The sequence below is a fragment of the Sorangium sp. So ce128 genome, from assembly GCF_051525245.1.
GTDB lineage: Bacteria > Myxococcota_A > Polyangia > Polyangiales > Polyangiaceae > Sorangium > Sorangium cellulosum_B.
The window spans coordinates 2,230,076-2,248,334 of sequence record NZ_CP150313.1 but is presented as its reverse complement, the minus strand read 5'-3'; the positions used below and the strand labels follow the sequence as shown (position 1 = coordinate 2,248,334).

Genomic DNA, 18,259 nt, shown 5'->3' with positions numbered 1-18,259 from the left:
TAAGAGCACCACGAGCGTATCCTGGTCGAGGCGGGGTGGGAAGGCGTGCCCGGGGACCAGGGAGCAGCAGGGGAACGGCCGGCCGGGGAGAGGCGGGGGCGGTGCGCCGGGCGGCCGGAGGCGCCTGCGGCAACGCTGCGCTGGGCGGTGGGTCAGGTCGCTCGGCACCGGCGGCGAGGGCTCCGGCGAGCGCGGGAGCGCCCCCCCTCCCGCTGCTCGATAGGGAGCAGGGTAGCGCCGCGCGCCTCAGCGCGGGAGGAACAGCTGCTCGGGGAGCGCGGTGTTGCAGGGCTCCTGAACGATCTGCGCATAGCCCGCGGCGCTGGCATCCTCGACGCTCAGGCACTTCTGGCTGTTCACGTTCATGATCGACCGATAAGCGCCCACCGGCCGCAGGACGAACTTCTGGTTGGGGTTGCCCGTGCAGGTGTATTGAATGAGCTCGGCGCCGTCGTCGAGGCTCGAGTAATAGATGTCGAAGCAGAGCCCGCTGTGCCTCGGCTTGATGAACACGCTCCCGTCGGGGTCTCCCGTCGGGATGAGCTCGAAGCTCTGGTTGGGGTTGCCGGTCGCAGGCCATTGGATGATCGGCGAGAGCGGCGTCGTCTCCGAGTAATAGACGTCCATGTTGAGGCCGCTGTTCTGGTTGGTGAAGGTCACCGCCGGGTTGGTGCTGCTCACGCTCCCGAAGTCCACGGTCGTGTCGAGCTTGGGGGAGACCGAGTAGCCTTGAGGATGCGCCTGGACGTAGAAGAAGTTCCAGTCGACATAGATCCCTTGGAGCACCTGGGTGTGCATGACGGAGAGCGGCACCTTGCCGTTGAACGAGCTCGGCGCGGAATAGACGGTTTGATACGTCGGCTGGAGGGTCGAGACCGCCAGGAACGGCAGCGTGTGGAGCGTCCCGGTCCACTGGTCGATGAGGTCGACGGGGTTCCAGTACGGATAGCCCTGCGCCGAGGTCATCCGGTAGCTCCAGGCCGACGTCAGGCCCGTGCTCTGATCGATCGCGGTGAAGTCGGACAAGGACACGGTGGCGCTGTCCTGGAAGCTGCACGAGAAGCTGGCGCTGGCCGCGTCGGTGCCCCCCTGCGCGCCGACGCTGCAGCCGACGGAGCGCGTGAACGAGTTTTGCCCGTTCGGGGAGCTGGGCACGTGGGCGTACGGGCTCAGCGCCGTGCTGCCAGGCACGACGCTGACGTTCAGCTGCTGCTGGTAATAGCCCCGGTTGAAGTTGCTGTTCGTGTTCAGCGGTCCCGGGTTTGCTCCCGCGCCCACGCCGGTGATGACCATGAATTTGTTGTTGGGCGTGGTCGAAGCGACGAGCTCGACCTCGTAGCTCAGATCCAGGGTCGCGACTTGCGAGGTGCCGGGGACGGTCCACCACGAGGAGCCGTTCACGATGAACTGGCGGTAGGTGCCTGGAGGGGCCGCGCTCGCGACGGAGAGGGCGAACGGCTGCACGACGGGCGCAGCCGCGAGCGCGCGGATGCGCGCCGTCACCTGGGCCGCGACGTCCTCGCGTGACGGACCGGCCGTGGGCGTGGCGCCCTCCGCGGCCTGCCCGGCGAGCTCACGGTCCGGCGCGCGCGCCGCCAGCTCCTCGGGGAACAAGGTAGCGGCCTCGTGGCTCACCTTGATCGTGGCGGACGGGGACTTCACCGGCGTCGTCTCGATGTTCCCGTAGAGCTTGATGTCGAACCGCGTTCCCCCGCGCGATGGCTCCACGATCGCCACGTCGCCCGCGACGCCGTAGCCGAACACCGCGGCCATGCGCGCCGAGTCGCGGACGTTCTCGAAGACGAACGGGACCCCGGCCGCGCTCGCAGCCTCGACCAGCGACCGGTAGGTCGCGAGATCCGCCTCACCGAGCTCGTCCATGTCGGCGATCACCGCGCCCGTTCGGCGAAGGAGGTCGCTGCGCTCGGCGGCGCCGGAGCGGAGCGAGTCCAGGGCGCCCTGCGCCGACGTCGCCTGGAGCTCGCCGGCGAGGTGATGGAGGACCGGCGTCCTGTCCGCGGAGATCGGGGTCAGGGCGATGAACCCGGTACGCGCGGCGGGCGCCTCGGACGTCGACGAAACGTCATCGAGCGGCTCGACGTCGGGGCTCCCGCAACCTGTTTGCACAGCTCCGAGGGCGAGCGTCGAGAGCGAGAACAACAGGCCGACTCTGGAACGGATCATGGATTCCTCCCTTGCGGCTTCCTTCGCCCAGGCGAGCGATCCAGCCGTCAGGTCCAGCTACGGCCGACATCGGCATCGGTTTCGCAACCTACTCGCGGCGGCTGCGGCCGGCGCGCGCCGGGTCGGTCGCCGGCAGCTCCCCGAGGAGGTGGTCGATGCAGGTCCGGACGGCGGCCGTCAGGGCGCGATGCGCGCGATAGAGGAGACTGACGCCGCCGGCCTCGGCCTCGTAGCCCTTGAGGACGCGGACGAGGCGCTTCGCGGCCACGTCCTCGGCGCAGAACACCTCCGGGAGCATCGCGATGCCGACGCCCGCGAGCGTCGCGCGGTAAGCGGCGGAGGACTCGCTCACATAGAAGCGGGGCTCGAAGGCGACGCGTCGCCTCCGGCGCCCCTGCCCGAGCGTCCACGTGGCCATTCCGTCCGTCGCGTGCACCGCGATGCAATCGTGACGCGCGAGGTCCTCGATCCGTTGGGGAACGCCCCGCGCCTCGAGGTAGCGAGGGCTCGCATACAGCAGCTTCCGCGTCGCCCGCCAGAGCTCTCGCGCCACGAAGTCGGTGGTGTCTTCCACGTGGCCCGGGACAATCGCGATGTCGAAGCCCCCGGCGAGCAGGTCGACCCGCCGTGAATCGATCTCGAGGTCGACCGACACGCGGGGGTGCTTCGCGAGATAGGTGCAGACGACGCTCGCCACCGCGGCGCCGAGGGTGATCGGCGCCAGGATCCGCACGCGTCCGCGCGGCTCACTCTGGAGCTCGCGGACGAGATGCGTGCCTTGCGTGAGGTCGTCGATCGCCCGTTCGGCGTGGCCGAAGTACGCGCGCCCGGCCTCGGTCAGCTCCAGCCGCCGCGTGGTTCGCTCGAGGAGCCGGACGCCGAGCGCGGACTCGAGCCGCGCGATGCGCCGGCTCACCGTGGAGACCGGCACGCCGCGCTCGCGGGCGGCGGCCGAGAAGCTGCGCGTCCGGACGACGCGCACGAGGAGCGCGGCGTCGTTCAGATCCAGATCGATTCGTGCGTCCACGGCAACAGTCCCTTCCCTCCAGGCACACTAATGCGCTCCGGCGGCCGCCGCTAGGCTCGACGACGTGAAGAAGCCCATCGTCACCGGGCCACGCGGGGAACGGAGCGCCGCGCCCGCGTGATCTTTGGGATGACCGCGCAGGGTCGCTGCGCCGAACGCAGCAGGAGGTTGTCATGATCATCGTCACTGGAGCCAACGGTCACCTCGGCCGAGCCATCATGGAGCGGCTCCTTCAGCGCGTGCCCGCCGCTCGGCTCGGCGTCAGCGTTCGCGACCCGGAGCAGGCCAGCGCGCTCGCCGAGCGCGGCGTCCGCGTGCGCCGGGGGGCCTTCGACGACGCCGCGAGCCTGCGCCACGCCTTCGAGGGCGCCTCGCATGTCCTGATCGTCTCCATCAACAGCGCAGGCGAGACCGCGGTGCGCCAGCATGAAGCCGCGCTCGAGGCGGCTCGCGCGGCGGGCGCCCGCCGCGTCCTCTACACGAGCCACATGGGCTCGAGCCCGACGTCCCGCTTCGCGCCCATGCGCGACCACGCGGCCACCGAGGCCTCGCTGCAAAGGTCGGGGGTCGCTTTCACCTCGCTCCGCAACGGGTTCTATGCGGCGTCCGCGCTCATGCTCCTCGAGCGGGCGCTCGAGACGGGCAAGCTCCTCGCGCCAGAAGACGGCCCGGTCTCGTGGACAGAGCACGGCGACCTGGCCGACGCGGCGGTGATCGCGCTGACCGACGAGGCGCGCCTCGACGGGGTGACACCGCCGCTCACCGCCTCCGCGGCCCTCGATCTCGCGGACATCGCGGCGATCGCCTCGGAGCTCACCGGGCGCTCGATCGCGCGGGTGACCGTCAGCGATCACGCGTTCAGGGCAGAGATGGTGTCTCACGGCGCCCCTGAACACCGGGCGGACCTCTTCCTGGGCATGTTCGCGGCGAGCCGAGAGCGCGAGTTCGCCGCGGTGGATCCGACCCTGGAGCGCCTGCTCGGCCGAGCGCCGATGTCCATGCGTCAGTACTTGACGGCGCGCCTGTCACGCTGAGGCAGGGGGCGCAAAGCAGCGGGGCGCTCACGACCGCAGCGGTTCCGGCGGATTCGACTCGGCACCTTCGCCCACGTCAACGTCGCGCGCCGTGGGACACGATGGTGTCTTCACCCTCATTCCGGATGCGCACGGTCCTCTCCCAGAGCCCCCGGCGCGAGCAAGTGGTCCAGGCAACATTACGCCCGTGCGGTGGATGAACCGGCGGGCCGAGCGCGGCCGGTCGCATCTGGCCGGGCGCTGAGGCCCCTTCCTGCGGGGCGGACGCCATGGCGGCTGCACCGAGCACCGGCTCGCACACAGGGCTCCATCGCTCACCGGTGAATTACGGCGATCTTCGTGGGGAGATCTTTTGGTACTGTGGTCGCAGGCGCCTCGCAGGCCTGATGCGCGCTCGGTCGAGCAGCGCGCACCGTGTCGGGCTTCGCGCGCCTGGTGGGGTTCGAGGGAGGGGCATGCGAACAATGGCTTTCATCGAGAGAGCGATCCTCCGTGCTGTCGCGTTGCTGGCGCTCCCGGCGCTCGGCGCGTGCGGCGCGGAGACACCGCCGTACGACGACCTGCCGCTGCGCGACGCGCTGAGCGCCGCGCCGGAGGTCCTCGCTACCTTGCCGGAAGAGGTCCTGCGCGACGTGGCGGTGCGGCTGGAGGAGGCGCACGGCGAGCAAGGAGACGAGACGGCGATCGACGGCGCGGAGATCGCGAGCGTCCCCGCGCTGCTCCGCAGCGCGGACGCGTCGCGGGACGCGGTGGGGAAGGACGCGATCGTCCTCGGCGCGATCGAGCCGTCCGAGGAGGGCTTCGTGCTTCGCTCCCTCGCGGCGGGACACGTGTCCGAAGGGCCGCTCGATCGACCCGCCCTCGCGGGTCAGCCGGCATCGCCGGAGACCGCGCCGCTGGAGGACGCGGCGCTCGGCGGCCGGGCGGGCGAGATCCTGGCGGAGCTCGCGCGGCGCGCGGACGCGCAGGACCTCGTCCGCGTCACCGGCCTGCCCGCGGGCGTCATCGCCCAGGATCACACGGTGTACGTCAACGCCGCGTGGCTCGTCGCGCTGAGCGCCCTCTCGCCCGAGGACGCGCCCGCGCTCCCCGCCCCCTCGGACGGCGCCGCGATGCCCGCGTGGCCCCGGAGCGAGCCGCGATCCGTGCGCTTCAACCCCTATCACCTCCCCTCGTCCGTCGCGGAGTGCGCCGCCGAAGTGCGGGACGTATGCACCTGCGCCGTGGCCGGGCAGTGCGAGCACGACCGCACCGACCCGACGTTCGCGGACGCCCAGGCGGAGTGTTCCTGGGTCAACGGCGGGGCGCTGAACGCCGAGGCGCTCTGCATCCTCGCGCTGCTGAGCATCAACGGGGTCAAGGAGTGCGTCCTGTCCGCGGGCAGCGGCGCGTGCGCCGCGCTGCCGATCGCGGGGCGCGACGGCGCGCTGGCGTTCGCCGGGGACGAGGGCTGCATGGCCCTGCTCGACCGCTGCCTCCAGTACGGCAGCCCGACGGTCCCGGCCGTCACCCCGAGCGCGCCGAGCGGCACGTCGAGCAGCGACGGCTGCGGCAGCTGCGGCGGCTGCGACAGCTGCAACGAGGACGTCGCGGGTTGCAACCAGAACTGCAGCGACTGCAACCAGAACTGCCACGACTGCAACCAGAACTGCCGCGACTGCGACCAGAACTGCAAGGACGGCGATCCATCCACCGGCAGCAACTCGAGCTGCAAGCTGAGCGCCGGCCGGCGCGATCCCGGAGGAGGCCTCCCGGGCGCGCCCGTGCCCCTCGGCGCCGCGTTCTGGCTGCTCCTGCCCGCGGGTTACATGCTGCTGCACATCCGGAGGCGGCCGTGAACCGGGCGGTGATGCTCTGGCTCGAGCGCCACGGCCTGCCGCCGTGGCTCGCGCCGACCTACGCGGTGATGGTGGCCGTGGCGGGGCTCCTCGGGGCGACGGCGTTCTTCTGGCTCGTTCGCCGGGATCGAGGGGATGTGGCCGTGGAGGGCCGGGCGCTCCTCTCGGGCTACGTCGCGGCGCTCCTCGGCGGCTACGTCTTCGAGGCGCTGCGCGCCGCGCCCGAGGCGGTCGCGGGGGGCTCGTGGGGTCCGGTGCTCCACGCCGGCCGCGCCGCCTACGGGGGCCTCATCGCCGGCGTCGCCGTGGCCGGCCTGGTCCTCTACCGCCGCGGCGCGGCCGTGCTCCCGTTCCTCGACCGGCTCGTGCCCGGGCTCGGGCTCACCTACGCCTGCGTGCGCACCGGGTGCTTCCTCGCGGGGTGCGACTACGGCCGCGTCACCGGGGGCGCGCTGGGCGTCCGGTTCCCGGCCGGCAGCCCCGCGGCGGCGGACCACACGGCGGCCGGCTGGGTGCCCCTCGGCGCGCCGAGCCTGCCCGTGCACCCCACGCAGCTCTACGAGGCGGCGCTCGGGGCGATGGCGAGCGCGCTCGCCGCCCTCTGGCTCGTCCGGGGGCACCGGGACGGGCGCGCGTTCGGGACATGGCTCGCGCTCTACGCGGCGGGCCGGTTCTTCATCGAGCTCCTCCGCGGGGACGCCGGGCGCGGCGTGTACGGGGGACTCAGCACCGGCCAGCTCGTCTCGCTGGCGCTCCTGCTGGGGCTCGCGGCGGCCGTCGTGCTGGCGCGTCGGGCTCGCAGCGCGCGGCGCGCCGCCGCCGTGGCGCCCGCGCTGGTGGCGCTCGCCTCCCTGAGCCTCGCCGCGGGCGAGGCAGCGGCCCAGCCGGCTCGCCCCGCGCCGCCCGCGCCAGCAAGGCCCGAGGCAGCGACGCCCGCGGCCGCGAGCTCCGCGCCGGCTCCGGCGCCTGCTCAGAGGCCGTCGCCGGCACCAGCGCCCCACCCGTACGCGCCGCCGCCCGCGGGCGGGCCCCCCGCGCCCTACCCCTACCCGCCGCCCTCGGGCGGGTACCCCGCGCCCTACCCCTACCCGCCGCCGCCCGCGGGCGGGTATCCCGCCCCCTACCCCTACCCGCCGCCCGCGGGCGGGTACCCCGCGCCCTACCCCTATCCGCCGCCGCCCGCAGGTGGCCCTCCCGCGGCCTACCCCTACTACCCGCCGCCGGCGGGCGGATACCCCGCGTCCCCCCCTCCCTCGCCCGCGGCTGCCGCACAGCCGCAGAGGCGCACCCCGGATACGTCGCCGGGGCCCGCCGCGGAGCGGCCCGCGACGGGTCATCAGGCGGAGGCCAACGCGCGGCGGATGGCGCTCTCGCTCGGGATCTCCGGCTACTTCGTGCCGGGGCGCTTCGCGGTGAAGGACGGGACGTCCGTGGATCTCGACGTCCTCGCGCGCCTCCGCCTGAGCGAGACGCGCCGCTTCGAGGTCGGCGCCGAGCTCCGGACCGTCTCGACCACCGACGTCAACCAGCTCGCAATCGGCGTGCCCCTCCGGCTCGTGATGGGGGTCGGATCGCACGTCGAGATGTCGGTCGGGATCACGCCGGGCTACCACCGCGTCTTCTTCGACTCCCCCTACTTCGAGAGCGCGGGCGCCTTCGGCGCTCGCTTCGGGTGGGGGATCCAGTTCCCGATCACCTCACACCTGTTCCTCGGCTTCTCTCCGCTGAGCTTCCTCGTGCTCGCCTCGGACGACGTGGACGCGCTCGTGGCGTACGAGCCCGGGCTCTGGGCCGGCGCAGGATTGCTGTGACAGCCGTCGCTGGAGCTGCCGGCAGCTCCGGGCCCCGTCGTTCTCTAGGCGCTACCGATCCTGGTCGCGATGATGAGCCCTGACGACCAGCAGAGCTTGGTCAGCACGAGATCCTGGCGTCGCTCGAGCGCGGCGATCAGCTCTGCCACCTTGGGGGCGTGGTCATCAGGCCAGTTGGGCTGAGGGAGCATGTCGTCGATGACATAGAGCCCGCCGGGCTTGATCAGGCTCAGCGCCTCGTCGAGGGCGTAGTACTTGCCCGGCCATGTATCGGCAAAAACGAGCTCGAATTGCTGACCCCGGACCGAGCGCAAGAAGGCTTCGCCATCCATGTTCTTGAGCGTGAGGCGGGGGTCGCCTCCGAGGTGCTGGCGTGCCACGGCCTGGACCTTCTCGTCGTGCTCCACGGAGACGAGCGTGGAAATGGCATTCATGCCATCGAGGATCCAGCACGTCGAGATGCCCGTGCCGGTCCCGAGCTCGAGGAAAGCGCCCGACTTGGTGGCGGCGAGCGTACGCAGCATCGAGCCCGTCTGCCTGTCACTCGCCATGGCAAACCCGATCTCCGCGGTGGCCCGCTCGATCTCCTCGAGCACAGCAGGCGGTCTCAAATTCTCCAGATCCTTCATGACCCGATCCCTCTTCACGCGGCCAACCGCGCCCGACTGTACAGCACCTCGATCTGGCGGCCCCCTGGAAAGAGCCAGCGGTGGAGGGCGTGCTGCGCGGGGGGGCGGCGGGGCAGGCCCCCACAAACCCCGAGCGCCGGCCCGCAGCGCAGCCGGTCGCCCCCCGATCTCGCCTCCCGCACAGCGGGCAATGGCCCCCCAAAAGGCGCGAGTTTGTGGGACAGCCCCGCCGCCCCCCCGCGCAGCACGCCCTCCACCGCTGGCTCCGCTGCAGCCGTCCGAGCTCACTCCCCGAGCAACGCCCGCGCGAGCGTCAGAGTCCGTGCGTTCGCGGATACGTTCTCGAGAAAGCTCCTCCGGAACGCGGGCTCCTCGATCCTGGCCGCGCGAGCGAGCAGCGCCGCGCGCTCCTCTCGGAGGACCGCGCGCGCCGCCTCCGCGTCGCCCTTCGCGTGCAGCGCCTCGGCGTACAGCGCAGGGATCACCTCCTGCCGCATCAGGAAGACCGTGCCGGCCTGCCGCTGGAGCGCGAGCGCCTCGCCGGCCATCGCGCAGGCCTCCTCCGTCCGCCCTTGCCGCAGCCGGATCTCGGCGAACAACGAGAGATGCACGGCCCCGGCGAAGGGCGCCATCACCGCCGGATCCCCCGCCGCGCAGAGCTCCTCCTCCGCCTGGGCGAGATCGCCGAGGAGCAGCCGCCCCTCGGCGAGGAGCTGCCGCGGGATCACGCTCCGGCTGCGATGGCCGCGCGCGAGCATGTGCTGGAGCAGGCTGCTGGACATCTCCACCGCCTCGGTGAGACTGCGCTGCTCGAGGAGCGAGACGATCCGGCACGTCACCGAGGTCGTGAACACGTAGTCGGGCAGGCCCTCTGTCGCGAGCACGCGATCGAGGCACCCATCGGCGGCGGCCATGTCGCCGAGCCTCGTGTAATCGATCGCCACCAGCATCCACGCCCAGGCGACGAACAGCCCGCTGCCGAGGGACTCGGCGCGCCGCGCCGCGGCGAGGTTCGCCTGGAGCGCTCCCCACAGGTCCCGCGCCGCATGGCAGCGCCAGAAGCCGCGGGTGAGCTCGATCCAGAGGGCCGCATGGAGATCACCCTCGACGGCCGGCGCGATGACGAGCTCGAGCCGGCGCACGATCCGCTCCGCCAGCGCCGTCCTCCCGTCCCAGAGCAGGCTGAAGACGATCCGGGTCGCGAGCTCCGGGCTCAGGACGTCGACGGGGAGCTCCTCGGCCAGGAGGCGCGGGATCAGCACCTCCACGGCCCGCCGGTCGTCGCAGAGCGCGACGCAGTACATCGCGCCGCTCAGGGCACGCCAGGAAGCGAGGCTCCCGGACGCGGCGATCTCGAGCGCTTGGAGCGCGCTCGCGTGGGCGCGCGCGGCGTCGTCGGTCCAGATGAAGGCGTTCATCCGGAGCAGGTGGAGCTCGGCCAGCCGCTCGCCCTCGGCCCCGCAAGCGATCCCCTTCTCCACCCGCGCGAGCGCCGCCTGCACGTCCGCCCCGTGGAGCGCCAGGGTGGCGGCGCGCAGGTAGAACCCCCCCGCGCGCGGCCCATCCCCGCCGCGCGCGAAGTGCTCGGCCAGCACCATCGGATCCTGCTCGCCGGCCGAGAGCAGCCACTCCCCGGCGAGCCTGTGCCCGACCGCCCGGTCGCGCTCGGTGAGCATCGCGTAAGCCCCCTCCCGCAGGAGCGCGTGGCGGAACGCGATCTCCTCCTGCCCCACGAAGCGCGAGCTCGGGCGGCGCTCGAGGATCTCGCGATCGAAGAGCTCCGCCCAGGCGTCCGCGTCGCTCGGCCCCGACGCCAGGGTGCGCGCGCCGAGGAGCGCGCTCACGCCGCCGATCCACGACACGTCCCCGAAGACGCTCGCCGCCCGGAGCAGCCGCCGCACCTCGGGATCGAGCGCCGCGAGGCGCGCCTCGACCATGCCCAGCACCGTCTCCGGCAACGCGCCGCCGCGCCCCTCGGCCACGGCCCGGACGAGCTCCTCCAGGTAGAAGGCGTTTCCCGCGGCCCGATCCACGATCGCCGCCACGGTCCCCGGCGCGACCGACGCGCCCAGCGCGCCGCGCACGAGCTGCTCGGCGGCCCGCGCGGACAGCTCGCGCAGCCGGATCTGCGTGAGCCCTCGCTCGATCCAGAGCCGGGGGAAGAGCTCGTGGACCTCGGGCCTCGCGAACGCGAGCACCGCATAGGGGCGCTCGCAGAGGGCCCGCAACGCGTGATCGAAAATTTTCACCGAAGGCGCATCTCCCCAGTGCAGATCCTCGAGGACGACGAGCATGGGCCGCGCGCTCGTCACGGCGCGCGCGTAGTCCAGGTAGGCCTCCTGGATCCGGTCGGCCATGTGCGCCGGGTCCTGCCGCGCGGCCCGCACCATCGGCCCGCCGTCGGCGAGAGGAACGCCGAGCAGCTCGCCGAGGAAGCAGGCCACGCGCTGCTGCTGCTCCCCCGCGAACAGCTGGCCCACGGCCCGCGCGAGCTTCTCCCGCTGCGCCTCGGGGGCCTCGCCGGCCGCGATCCCGAGCGCGCCCCGGAGCGACCCGGCGAGCATCGCGAACGCGGAGCCCGCGCCGATGGAGTCCCCGCTGCCGACGCCCAGCACGAGCTCGGGATGGCGCGGCCGCAGCGCCTGGACCAGCTCGTGACGCAGGCGCGATTTGCCCACCCCCGCGGCCGCGGTCACGAGCGCCACCGCGGCGCGCTGCTCGGTGAAGCTCTCCTCGACGAGATCGAGCAGGCTGCGCAGCTCCCGAGCGCGCCCGACATAGGGGCTCGGCTTGCCCAGCAGCCTGCGCGCGCCGTCGGCGACCTCGCGCTCCGCCTCCACCCAGGAGAGCCCGTCCTGCTCCGCGACCTCGAAGCGCGCGTCGAGCAGGGCCCGCGTCACGGCGTCGACCGCGACGCGGAGGCGGCCCGGGCGGCCCCGGGCGGCCGCGTCGTCGAGCAGCGCGGCCGCCCTGTCCAGGACCTCGCCGAGCAGCGATCGTCCCGTCGACTCGCCGCGCCCCGTCACCAGCACGACGTTGGCTCCGGGGACCGACGCGCGGATCCGCAGCGCGCAGCGGGCCGCGATCGCCGCCTGGTCGGTCGCGCTGCCCGCGCCCGCCCCCGCCGCGAGGATCGCCACGACGGTCCCGCTGGCCAGCTCCTGCACGACCGCGCCGAGGGGCGAGGCCTCGTGCCGGACGGCGGCGACCGCGCTCCGCTGCGATCGACCGGCGGGCACGATCTCCGTCGACGCCGGCGCGCTGACGTCCGCCGGCCCGACGGCCACGATCGAGCAGAGCCACACCTCCGCGGCGGTCACGAGCTCGACGGCGGCCAGGCTGGAGCGAGCGCCGCCCGCCGTCGAGGCGCCGAGCGCGTCGAGGCAGCGCACCACGGCCGCGCCGTCGGCCGGGCGCCCCTCCGGGCGCTTGGCCAGCATCTGCGCCAGGAGCTCGTCGAGCGCCTGCGGCACCTCGGGCCGCAGCGCGCTCGCCCGCGGCGGCTCCTCCTGGAGGAGCTTGGTCAGGATGGTCATGAAGTGCCGCCCGTGAAACGCCGGACGACCCGTCAGGCACTCGAAGAGCACGCACCCGAGCGAGAAGACGTCCGCGCGCGCGTCGAGCTGCGCGCGCTCCCCGCTGGCCTGCTCGGGGGCCATGTAGCCGATGGTGCCCACGAGGGCCCCCGTCCGCGTCAGCCGCGCCGAGGCGCCCGAGAGCCAGGCGATGCCGAAGTCGAGCACCTTCACCCGGTCGGCGGCCCCGCCCGGAAGGAACAGGTTGCTCGGCTTGATGTCGCGGTGGACGATCCCGCGCGCGTGCGCGGCGCCGAGCGCATCCGCCACCGCGCGCACGAGCGCGACGCTCTCCTCCACGTCCAGCGGTCGCCGGGACAGCCGGATGGAGAGGCTCTCTCCGGCGAGCCACTCCATCGCCAGGTAAGGCTCCCCGGTGGGCGCCACCCCGTGCGTCACGTAACGCACGACGTGCGGGTGATCGAGCGTGGCGAGCGCCCGCGCCTCGTGACCGAAGCGCGCCGCTGCCTGCGCGTCGAGATCGCCGAGCAGCTTCACGGCGACGACATCGCCGCTCGCGCGATCCACGGTCCGGTAGACAGTGCCCATCCCTCCCGTTCCCGCGAGCTCGATCACCTCGAACCGGCCGGCGAGCAGTCTGCCGTGAAGCATGCGTGCCAAGGATGTCAGCGCGGTCACTCACGCGCCAAGCGGAACGAGCCGCCGCCGGGCGAGCTACGGCGCGATGTCGTCGAAGCGCTCCGCGACGGCGTGGCGGCTCTCCGCGTCCCGCGCCGTCCCCGGCCTGAGCAGCTGCACCGTGCGCATGCCGGCGGCCGCCGCGGCGTCGAGCTCGGCCACGATGTCGGACAGGAACAGCACCTCTCCCGGCTGCAGCCCGAGCGCCTCCGCGATCCGCTGGTAAGCGCCCGCCTCTCGCTTCGGCCCGGTCGTCGTATCGAAGAACGCCGTGAACAGGCCGGTGAGATCGCCGGCCGTCGTGTGCCGGAAGAGGAGCTGCTGCGCCTCGACGGACCCGGAGCTGAACACGGCGAGCGTCACCCCGAGGTCTCGCCATCTCCGCAGCGCCGGCTCCACGTCCGCATACACGTGGCTCCGGAGCCCCCCCGACTCGTAGGCGCTGCGCCAGATCTTGCCCTGGAGCGCCTTCAGCGTCGTCTCCTTGCGATCCTGGTCGATCCACGCGAGCAGCGCCGCCGCGAGCTCGCCGTCGCTCACCGCCTGCTCGCTCTCGCCCCGCTCGCGCGCGACCGCGCGCCGGGCGGCCTCGACCTCCGGGCCCCCGGCGTGCGCCGCGACGTACGCGGCCAGATCCCGGCGCGCCACGGAGAACAGCGTGTCGTGCACGAAGCGCACGTCGGTCGTCGTCCCCTCGATGTCGACGAGCACCGCGCGCGCAGAGAGCGCCGCCACGCTCACGCCTCCAGCCGCGGGAAGCGCGACGCGATGTCCGACCCGGTGTGCTCGGCGACCCACCCCTTCGGGTCGGAGAACCACCGGATGCAGGTGAACGAGGGCTCCGGCCCCATGTCGAACCAGTGCCGCGTCCCGGCCGGTACGCTGATGAGATCGCCCTTCTCGACGAGGAACGAGAGCACGCGCTCGCCGTGATGAATGCAGAACAGCCCTCGCCCCTCGACGAAGAAGCGCGCCTCATCCTCGGTGTGGATGTGCTCGTCCAGGAACTTCCGCCTGAGCTCGGCGTGGTTGGGGGTGCCCGGCGACACCGACACGACGTCCGCCGTCACGAACCCGCACGCCTCGGAGAGCTGCTTCACCGGCCCCGCGTACGCCTCGAGCACCTGCTCCTGCGCCGTGCCCGGCGGCAGCGGGCGCTCGGCGGACCAGCGCTCGAAGCGGATCTGCGCCTCTGCGGCGACGCGGGCGATGTCCTCGAGCGTCGTGTATTCGTCGGCCCTCGTCGGGTCGCTCTCCCGGTAAACCCGCAATCGGCTCATGATAGCCCTCCTTCCAGCAGCGCGCAGTCCAGCATGAACTCGATCGCCTCGATGTGGCGGATGGTGCTCGCGATGTCCGAGCCCCATGTGTACAGGCCGTGACCTGCGATGAGGTAGCCGTACACGGGCGGATGCGCCGACATGAACGCATCGACGTCCTCCGCCAGCTTCCGGATGTCCTGCGTGTTGACGAAGACCGGGAGGAGCACCGTGGCGGTGTGCGTCGCCATCCCGGAGAGCGCCTTCGCCACCTCGTAGCCCGAGAGGGTCACGTACCCCTCCTGCGCGCACCGGCGCGACAGCACCGTCGCCGCCCGCGAGTGGGTGTGCGCGACGGCGCCGATCTCGCTGGAGTGCCGGTAAAGCTGGCAGTGCAGCGCGGTCTCGGCCGACGGGCGGGCCGGCGAGGGCCCGGTCAGGCGGCCGTCCGCGTTGACGACGACGATGTCCGACACGCCGAGCGCGCCCTTGGGCCGCCCGGACGCCGTGATCGCGAGGGTGCCGTCGCCGAGCCGGGCGGAGAAATTGCCGCTCGTGGCCGGCGTCCAGCCGCGCTCATGGCAAAAGCGGGACAGCTCGATGAGCTCGGCCGCGGCCGAGGAGAACGATGCAAACGGCGTCCCGCGTACGCTCACGGCGCAAACATACCAAAGCGAACGCGGGCGATCAACGCGCCGCGCCGCCGCTCGATCCGCGTCCGAGCCGCTGAACCCGGGGATCACCCGCGCTGCTCGCGCTCACGGCGCCGGAAGGCGCTCGGCCTCGCGCCGGCCAGCGCCGTCCCGCGCGCCGCGGAGCAGGCCGGCCCAGAACCCGAGCCCGTGCGCGGCGTGCACCGCGGGGAAGATGGCGCAGAGCAGGGGGAAATCGCGCGGCGAGGCGCGCCGCGCCAGCCGGAGCGACTCCGCGATCACGAGCGCGGCATAGGCGAGCGAGGCGAGCGCCAGCGCCGGGCGGACCGCCGGCGCGAGCGCTGACGCGAGCGCGAGCAGCGCTCCGGCCGTCACCATGCAGAACGGCAGCGCCGGCCGGAGCGACAGGAACCTGCGGCGGCACATCAGGGTGCGCGCGCGCCCCTTGCCATACGCGAAATACTGCCGGACGAGCGCGGCGAACGACGATCGCGGGTAGTAATGAGCGACGATCTCCCGGGACAGGTAGACCGCGCCGCCAGCCTCGATGATGCGCTGGTTCAGCTCGGCGTCCTCGTTGGTGATGGCGGCCGGGTCGTAGAGGCCGGCGATCTCGAACGCCTCGCGCCGGAAAGCCCCGTTGAACACCGACTCGACGAACCCCTCGCGCGACGGGTCCCGGTACGCCGAGCCGCCCACGCCGAGGGGGCTCGAGAGCGCGGCGCAGAGCGCCCGCTGAAAGCCGTTCCGGTGGCGCGGCCGCGCCGCGCCGCCCGCGTTGAGGGCGCCGGTCCTCCGGAGCGCCGCGACCGACGCAGCCACGTAGTCGCCGGCGTAGTCGGCGTGGGCGTCCATCCGGACGATCACCTCACCTCGCGCCCGGCGAATGCCGATGTTCATCGCGGCGGCCTGGATCCGGTCGGGGTTGTGGAGGAGCGTCACCCGTGGATCCTCCGCCGCGACGCGGCCGACGAGCTCCCGTGTGCTGTCGGTCGAGCCGCCGTCGACCACGAAGATCTCGAGGAGCTCTGGAGGATAACGCTGCTCGAGGGCGCAGCGGAGGACGTCCTCGATGTAGCGCTCCTCGTTGTAACAGGGAATGACGATGCTGCACCGCGGCCGCTCGGCGAGCGGGCGCAGAGAGAGACGCCCGCCTCGAGGCGCGCTCGCTGTTCGATCCATGGACTCCCCCGGTCTCTCGCGGGTCGAGTCGACCCGCAGCAGGACTGCGACAGCCGCGGATACAATCGCGGGGCCAGGCGATCTCGCGCGGTCGCCCGGAGCGAACTGCACTGCGCGACGCGGCCTGGACCCGGCCGGGGCAGGCCGCTGGGCTCGGGCTGCACACCGGCGGGCTCATGCGAGGGGCGCGCGGCGCGAGCGCAACCGGACGAGCGCCCGGGCTCATGCTGGCAGGGCAGCGGCTCGAAGCGCGCGGCCGCCGGGGCGCGAGCGCCACGGAGCCCGGATCGAGGGGCGCGCAGCCCGCGCGGAGCTCATGCTCCGCTCCACGGCGATGCCCCGGTCCGGTGGGCTTTCCACGGTTCCGCGTGGTCCGCGAACGAGCTTCTCGAGGAGGCGTGCAGATGGACTTCGATCTCGTCATCTCGCGGGGAACGATCCTCGATGGCAGCGGCCAGCCTCGCTACGTGGCGGACCTGGGGATCCAGAAGGGCAAGGTCGCCGCGATCGCCGGGCCGGGCGCGCTCGCGGGAGGGCGGACGCTCGACGCCAGCGGGCTCGCCGTCGCGCCCGGCTTCATCGACATCCACTCGCACGTCGACTGGCTGCTCGCGCTGCCCGACCACGAGGACGTCCTCGCGCCGATGGTCGCCCAGGGCATCACGACCGTGGTCGCGGGCAATTGTGGCCATTCCCCTGCCCCGGTCACCGAGGCGTCGATTCCGCTGGTGGAGCACTCCGCGGAGATCCTGAAGGACGGAGCGCTCGCCTACCGGTGGCGCTCGATGGGCGAGCTGCTGAGCGCCCTCGAGGCCGGCGGGCTGCTCGTCAATGCGGCGCTCCTGGTCGGCCACGGCACGCTCCGCCAGGCCGTCATGGGCAACAGCGCCGCTCCCCCGAGCCCGGAGCAGATGGACGCGCTCTGCGCGCTCGCGCGCGCGTCGCTCCGCGAGGGCGCGTTCGGGCTCTCCGCCGGGCTGGCCTACACGCCCGGGGTCTTCGCGCGAAGGCACGAGCTCCTGACGCTGCTCCGGGCGGTGGCCGACGAAGGGGGCGTGTTCACGGTCCACGGCCGGGCCTACACGTGGATATCGCCGTTCTACAGGCCGCTGCTCCTCGGCCCGCCGCACAACCTCCGCTCCGTCCGCGAGCTGCTCGGCCTGGCCGAGGAGAGCGGCGCGAAGATCCAGCTCTCGCACCAGATCTTCATCGGCCGGCGGACGTGGCCCACGGTGCCCTGGGTGCTCCGCGCGATCGAGCGGGCCGTGGACAGAGGGGTCGATGCCGCCTTCGACGCGTTCCCCTACACGGTCGGCAACACCACGGTGAACGCCCTCTTCCCCGCCTGGGTGCTCGACGGCTTCCGCGCCCGCATCGACGACCCGGCCGTCCTCCGCCGGCTCCGGCGGGAGTTCGCGATGTTCCGGCGGCTCCTCGGGCTCTCGTATGCCGACATCCGGCTGCTCTGGGGCGGAGCGCCGGAGCTCGCGGCGCTGGAGGGGCTCGATTTCGAGGCGATCGCGGGGCGCCTCGGCGGGAGCGAGTTCGACGCCTACGTGCACGTCGCCCGCGTGAGCGACGGCAAGGCGCGCGTCCTCCTGAACACGTACTCGGGCGTCGACGCGCACGACGAGCCGCTCCGGGCCGTGCTCTCGCACCCGCTCTGCGCGTTCGAGACCGACGCGATCCTCACCCGGCGCGGCCAGCACAACCCGGCGTCGTTCGGCACGTTCCCGCGGGTGCTCGGCCACTACAGCCGCGACGTCGGCCTGTTCCGGCTCGAGGAGGCCGTGCGCCGGATGACCTCGCTGCCCGCCGAGCGGATCGGGCTCCGCGACGTGGGGCGCATCTTGCCCGGGCACTGGGCGGATCTCGTCGTCTTCGATCCGGCCACGGTGGCGGACAACACGACGCCGCGGCGGGCCGACGCGCCGCCGACGGGGATCCGCGCCGTCCTGATCACCGGCGAGGTGGTGGCGCAGGACGGCGCGCTGACGGGCAAGACCCGGCAGGGGCGCCTCCTGCGCAGGTAGGCGGGGCGGCCATACCCTTCGTTGACGCTCAGGGACGTTCGGTTCCGACCGCTTCAACAGGATCGCGCCGGAGCGCGAGATGAGCGATGGCTCCATCGTTCCGCATGTCAGAAATCCCGCCAGAGATACCGATCGATGACGAGCGGCCGCCGGAAACAGTAGCAATTTTTATGGTTTCCGTCTATTTCGACGCTGAGGGCGGCTCCGGTGTGGCCGAGCGGGGCGCCCTCCGCCGCAGGGCGATGGCGCAGCGCCAGGCAGCTCATCCGGAGGCGGGGACAAGGGGCGTCACATCCGCCCGCACGGACGGCAAAAGCTGCCCGAGCATCTGCCTGCCGAGCGCATTGAGCTGTCGCCGCCGGAGCCTTTCACCTTTCACGCTCGACTTCGAGACC

Annotated in this window: 12 protein-coding genes; 4 read left to right on the top strand and 8 right to left on the bottom strand. The window is 72.8% G+C overall.

The annotated features are described in order from the left end of the window. Positions 1–246 precede the first annotated feature (246 nt). A complete protein-coding gene (locus WME82_RS08755) occupies positions 247–2,184 on the bottom strand; it encodes an RICIN domain-containing protein (RefSeq protein WP_438042461.1) in 1,938 nt (645 codons plus the stop codon). An 88-nt stretch (positions 2,185–2,272) separates the two neighbouring features. Then, on the bottom strand, positions 2,273–3,211 hold the full coding sequence (locus WME82_RS08750; protein ID WP_438042460.1) for a LysR substrate-binding domain-containing protein: 939 nt from the start codon (positions 3,209–3,211) through the stop codon (positions 2,273–2,275). A gap of 173 nt (positions 3,212–3,384) precedes the next feature. Here WME82_RS08750 and WME82_RS08745 point away from each other — a divergent pair, with 173 nt between their 5' ends. The 3 genes from WME82_RS08745 to WME82_RS08735 all read left to right on the top strand — a co-directional run bounded on the left by WME82_RS08745 (position 3,385) and on the right by WME82_RS08735 (position 7,894). Then, the gene (locus tag WME82_RS08745; RefSeq protein ID WP_438042459.1) at positions 3,385–4,245 is read left to right on the top strand and encodes an NAD(P)H-binding protein; all 861 of its coding nucleotides are present in this window, start codon (positions 3,385–3,387) and stop codon (positions 4,243–4,245) included. 455 nt (positions 4,246–4,700) lie between these two features. Continuing rightward, entirely contained in the window at positions 4,701–6,083 is a 1,383-nt protein-coding gene (locus tag WME82_RS08740; RefSeq protein WP_438042458.1) for a hypothetical protein, read from the top strand. Beyond that, positions 6,080–7,894, top strand: coding sequence for a prolipoprotein diacylglyceryl transferase (locus tag WME82_RS08735; protein WP_438042457.1), 1,815 nt, complete (start codon positions 6,080–6,082; stop codon positions 7,892–7,894). Before WME82_RS08740 ends, WME82_RS08735 begins: the two co-directional genes overlap by 4 nt. Before the next feature lie 44 nt (positions 7,895–7,938). Here WME82_RS08735 and WME82_RS08730 read toward each other — a convergent pair whose 3' ends face one another. From WME82_RS08730 to WME82_RS08705, 6 genes are all read right to left on the bottom strand, one after another. After that, entirely contained in the window at positions 7,939–8,523 is a 585-nt protein-coding gene (locus WME82_RS08730) for an O-methyltransferase (protein WP_438042456.1), read from the bottom strand. A gap of 284 nt (positions 8,524–8,807) precedes the next feature. Continuing rightward, positions 8,808–12,710: a protein kinase domain-containing protein gene (locus tag WME82_RS08725; RefSeq protein WP_438042455.1), complete on the bottom strand. Its 3,903-nt coding sequence runs from the start codon at positions 12,708–12,710 to the stop codon at positions 8,808–8,810. A 63-nt stretch (positions 12,711–12,773) separates the two neighbouring features. Continuing rightward, positions 12,774–13,472 carry an acireductone synthase gene (mtnC, locus tag WME82_RS08720; RefSeq protein WP_438042454.1) on the bottom strand — a complete coding sequence of 233 codons (699 nt, stop codon included), beginning with the start codon at positions 13,470–13,472 and terminating at the stop codon, positions 12,774–12,776. 2 nt (positions 13,473–13,474) lie between these two features. Then, complete coding sequence (locus WME82_RS08715; RefSeq protein ID WP_437769548.1) at positions 13,475–14,017, bottom strand: 1,2-dihydroxy-3-keto-5-methylthiopentene dioxygenase; 543 nt, start codon at positions 14,015–14,017, stop codon at positions 13,475–13,477. Beyond that, the gene (locus WME82_RS08710) at positions 14,014–14,652 is read right to left on the bottom strand and encodes a methylthioribulose 1-phosphate dehydratase (protein WP_437745018.1); all 639 of its coding nucleotides are present in this window, start codon (positions 14,650–14,652) and stop codon (positions 14,014–14,016) included. The genes WME82_RS08715 and WME82_RS08710 overlap by 4 nt, the downstream gene beginning before the upstream one ends. Positions 14,653–14,754: 102 nt before the next feature. Next, a complete protein-coding gene (locus WME82_RS08705; protein WP_438042453.1) occupies positions 14,755–15,831 on the bottom strand; it encodes a glycosyltransferase family 2 protein in 1,077 nt (358 codons plus the stop codon). 404 nt (positions 15,832–16,235) lie between these two features. Between WME82_RS08705 and WME82_RS08700 the strand changes: the two genes are divergently transcribed. Next, on the top strand, positions 16,236–17,864 hold the full coding sequence (locus tag WME82_RS08700; protein WP_438042452.1) for an N-acyl-D-amino-acid deacylase family protein: 1,629 nt from the start codon (positions 16,236–16,238) through the stop codon (positions 17,862–17,864). The last annotated feature ends 395 nt before the right edge of the window (positions 17,865–18,259 follow it).